5 protein-coding genes and 1 pseudogene are annotated in these 4,696 nt (G+C 26.7%); all 6 read left to right on the top strand.

The annotated features are described in order from the left end of the window. Positions 1–1,291: AAA family ATPase (locus tag KTO59_RS03435; RefSeq protein WP_284928643.1), on the top strand; the 1,291-nt coding region annotated here is incomplete at its 5' end. Between the two features lie 120 nt (positions 1,292–1,411). Next, complete coding sequence (locus KTO59_RS03430) at positions 1,412–2,002, top strand: hypothetical protein (RefSeq protein WP_284928642.1); 591 nt, start codon at positions 1,412–1,414, stop codon at positions 2,000–2,002. Between the two features lie 232 nt (positions 2,003–2,234). Next, positions 2,235–2,870, top strand: coding sequence for a hypothetical protein (locus KTO59_RS03425; protein WP_284928641.1), 636 nt, complete (start codon positions 2,235–2,237; stop codon positions 2,868–2,870). A gap of 79 nt (positions 2,871–2,949) precedes the next feature. Next, a complete protein-coding gene (locus KTO59_RS03420; protein WP_284928640.1) occupies positions 2,950–3,102 on the top strand; it encodes a hypothetical protein in 153 nt (50 codons plus the stop codon). Between the two features lie 169 nt (positions 3,103–3,271). Then, on the top strand, positions 3,272–3,541 hold the full coding sequence (locus tag KTO59_RS03415) for a hypothetical protein (RefSeq protein ID WP_284928639.1): 270 nt from the start codon (positions 3,272–3,274) through the stop codon (positions 3,539–3,541). Between the two features lie 150 nt (positions 3,542–3,691). Further along, positions 3,692–4,696, top strand: a pseudogene (locus KTO59_RS03410) (hypothetical protein); the annotation flags it as partial.

The following is a 4,696-nucleotide window of genomic DNA, read 5'->3' as shown; positions in this document are numbered from 1 at the left end:
TTTAGTTATAGGATTAAGTCTTTATTATGGTTTAAAAAAACCTAACAATAACGCAACTCCTGATGTTCCAAATCAAGAAACAGAAGATCAACAAAAAATAGATGAAACAGAAAAAATTAATATTCAAGATAAGCTTTTATCAGAACAAATCCGTTTAAAAATGGATCAATTAAAGAATTATAACGCGGAAAAAGAAAAAATTAAAAGCTGGTTAATTAAAAATAAAAATAACGCTGAAGATATTATAATTAATCCTATGCATATGATACGAATGATAGAAAGTTTAAACAACAAATCTAATATTTCGGAAAATACTGAAACATTAAAAAATTATCAGTTATTCTTGGATCGACAATTATTATATATTGAACGAATAAGTAACGAAATGACTAGAGAAATTCAAGCTTTAAAAGAAAATACGCCTATAGAAAAAAAGAAAAAGAAAAAAACATTTCAAGATGTTTACGGTATGGAAGAAGAAAAAGAACAATTAGCTAATATTATTCATTATTTTAATGCTTCCAAACATATTATCGGTTATCAAAATTTAAAACCAATGGGAATTCTATTATATGGACCTCCTGGAACAGGGAAAAGTCATTTAATGGAAGCTTTAAGTGGAGAAATAAACGCTCATTATATTTCTGTTGATCCTTCACAATTTGATAAAAAATATGTCGGAGAAGGAAACGAAGAATTAGAAAAGATTTGGGCTGAAGCTGAATCCTATGACAAAACCATGATCTTTATTGATGAAATTAGTGGTTTAGCAAATCGTGAAGATAAAAACAGTAATAAATGCGCTAACAACATTGTTAATAACTTATTATTAAAATTAGATGGTTTTAAAAGAACTGATAAAAAAATTATTTTAATGGCTGGTACTAACAATTTAGAACAAATTGACAGCGCTTTAAGAAGTCGTTTTCAAAAAGAAATTAAAATAGATTCTTTAAAAAAAGAAGAAATACCTCGTTTTTTAAAATGGTTTATGTTGAAAAATAATTATCGTTTAAGTTATCACGCTTTTGCTCATTTAGAGAATTTAGTAAAAAGAGTACCTAAAGAGAAAACCTTATCTAATCGTGATTGGGTTAAATTAGTAACGGAAGCGGCTACTACTTATGATCGTTTTTTTGAAAATTCAAATCATGAAGTCATGTTGCCTTCTGATTTAGATGAAGCCTTAGATAATCTTTTAGGAATTAAGAAAACTAAAGAAGAAATCTTAGCTTATCGTAAAAAATGTGAAGACCAATACACAGCATGGAAAGAAAATTATTTTTTATAATATTTAGATCTAAATAAAAAGATATGACACCTTCACTTTAATCCAAAAAACAATATATTACTCTTTATACAGAGAAAATGAATATAAAATAAAAAAATTAGAAAGGACATATGAATTAATATGGCTTTTAAACCAAATTTAAACAAAAAAATAATCAAACAAAAAAAAATTCTTGCTAAACCGAAACAAAATAAAGGTGTTTATGAAAAAAAAGATAATCCTTTTGAAAACAAAATTATTTTAGAACATAATAACACTGTTGAAAAAAACACTTGGGGACAAATCGCTAAGGAAATAATAACTTATCTTTTGCCATTAATTATTTTATTCTTTCTATCTTGGTTAATGTTTTATAAAATTGTTCCTCAAATAGGAGGGGCTATTAGTCAAGCTTGCGGTAAAGCTGCTGTATATACCAAAGATAAAGCGCACGATATCAAAAATTGTTTCTACAATCGTTTTAAAGAATGGCATTGTCCTGAATGGTTAGCGAAAACAGGTAGTATCCTCACTCCTATTTTAATTGGTTTAGCGATAGCTATTTGTTGTTTGTTTATTCCAATCATTGGTCCTGCTTTATGTGCTGTAGTTGGTTTAGGAACACTTATTATGGGAAGTTTAATGATTTTTACTGATGAAACTGTTCCTCCGACTCCTAAAGAGAATATCGTAGTTATAGAAAATAATGGAGAAAAGTTGAATCAAAATTAAAGAAACAACTTTTAATCAAAAAATCTTTTATAATATAAAAAAAGGTTTTTTAAAATATTAAAGTCAACTCTAAAACAGTTTATTTTAAAATAAAAAAATTTTATTTATTATGTCAAACTTGAAAGGAATAGATGATAATTGAAAAAAGAATATAAAATTGAAAAAATTTATATATCTCAATTACAGGAATCTTTTAGAGAAACAATTTTTTAAAAAAGAGAGTATTTTAAATATGAATAATTATAATATTAATGATAAACAACAAAATAATTTTTTTCTTTATTTTTTTATCGTTTTAATATTATTATTTATTTTTTTGATAATTGTTAGTAGAGATTATAAGCCTCGTTTAGAAGTTGAAGAACTTAAAACTAATAAAACAATTAAAAAAAATAATGATTTAAAACAAGAAAATAAAGATTTAGAACAAGGAAATATTACATCTGTTAAACCTGTTATACTACCTGAACCAGTTGAAGAAGAATTTAATTTTTATGTTGAAGAAGTAAAACCAGTTGAAGAAGTAAAACCAGTTGAACCAGTTATTATAGAAGAAGATTTTTATGAAGTTTGTTGGAATTTAGAAGATGCAGGAGAATGGAGTAAAAAAGAAATAACTAGTGAATTTAAAGAATCAATATTAAAATTTTTAAAAGGAAAAACAGTAGTTGAAGAATTTTTTAATAATTCAATTTATTATAAAAATGATAAAGGTGATGAATTACATTTTAATTTATTAAAAGGGTATGAAAAAGAAGACTCAAGAAGTTGGTTTTGTGTGAACTTAAAACCACAAAAAAGCAAAAAAGCAACAAAATTTATAGGTTTTCATGGTGATAAATATCATAAGAAAAATTGGGTTTTATAAAAATTATTGAAAATGATACAAAAAATCATTATAAAAAATGCAAGTAAATAAACAAACATTACATTTATAAAATTTAACAATGAAAAAAAAAAAAAAAAGATATCAAGAAGATTTAGAAACTTTTAAAATTAAAAAACAAACACAACAACTTATAAACAATGGAATTATTAAAGAAGAAGCAAAAGAATATATAGAACTAGCAGCACATAGACATGTTGCGTATTTATATTAATCTTTTTTAAATATAATCTATTTCAAATTTAATTTTTAAAAAAAAGGAAAAATATTTTAAATATGGATAATAATAAAAAACAAAATAATTTTTTTATTTATTTTTTTATCATTTTAGCATTATTATTTATTTTTTAATATTAGTAGAAATTATAAGCTCTGTTTAAAAGTTGAAGAACTTAAAACTAATAAAACAATTAAAAAATAATGATGTAAAACAAGAAAATAAAAATTTAGAAATAAATTTAACACCATTTGAACTTATTAAAACTGTTGAACCTGAACCATCAGATGTCCTGACCAATAAATCCTTGATCCAGTACCAGGATGTGGAGGAGTTGGACCAGTTAAACCAGTTCCACCAGTACTTAGGATGTGGAGGAGTTGGACCAGTTAAACCAGTTCCACCTGAAACTCCAGTTATACCAGCGACCAGTTAAACCAGTCCGCCTGAAACCCAGTTCGCCACCAGTGCTGTTAAACCTGTTGATCCTGAACCAATTAGATGTCCTGGACCAATAAAACCTGTCGAACCAGTACCAGGATGTGGAGGAGTTGGACCAGTTGAACCTGAAACTCCAGTTATACCAGTGCCACCAGTTAAACCTGTTATACCAGAGATACCAGTAAAACCAGTGCCACCAGTACCAGGAACTGAAGAACCAGGATGTGGATGTGGAGTAGCTGCACCAGGAACTGAAGAACCAGGATTTGGAGGAGCTGGACCAGGAACTGAAGAACCAGGATGTGGAGCTGGACCAGTATGTGGAGGAGATGGACCAGGATGTGGAGGAGATGGACCAGGATGTGGATGTGGACCAGGATGTGGATGTGGATGTAGAGGAGCTGGACCTGTTATACCTGAAACTCCAGTTATACCAGTGCCACCAGTTAAACCACCTGAACCAGTTAAAGAAGAATTTAATTTTTTCTTTAAACCTTATTTAACTTATCAAGATAAAGAAGGTAATACAATTAGAGAATATAATTTTTTTCCTGGAATGAAACCCACTGGTAAAGACCATAAAGGTAGATTAAATTATTTTTCAGTTCAAGAATTTATAGAAAATTGTAAAAAATATAATTTTAATACATTTCCAGTTATTATGGGTGAAGGTTCAGAAAATATACATAATTTAGAATTTGAAAATGATTTTCCAAAAAAGAAAAACGGTTGGAGTGTTTCAAAAGCTAATTTTAATTTAATTTTAACTAATAAAACAGATAATAGTCCTTATGATATGTCACACCCCGGATACGGATATAATGGTTTCATAAACAGTTCAATTTGTTTTTTAAATTATGTAAAATTTATAGATTTTTTAGAAAAAATTGAACGTCTTGATAAATATACTCATATTCGTTTTGTAACAAAAAATTTAGAAGCTGAATTTGATTCTTGTTATTTTTGGTTAAATAATCTTAATTATATTCAGGATTCAAATAAATTAACAAATTTACAACATAATTATAAAGATTTGTTACATATTCCTCAAGAAAATTTGTTAAATGAATTTAATGATAATTATAAAGATTTTGTTAGAACTTTAGAATTAGAAGAAAAAGAAATATTTCGCGATAAAACTAATCAAAAT

Source organism: Candidatus Phytoplasma sp. AldY-WA1 (genome assembly GCF_020312115.2).
Lineage (GTDB): Bacteria > Bacillota_I > Bacilli_A > Acholeplasmatales > Acholeplasmataceae > Phytoplasma > Phytoplasma vitis.
This window is presented reverse-complemented; position numbering and strand designations above follow the sequence as displayed.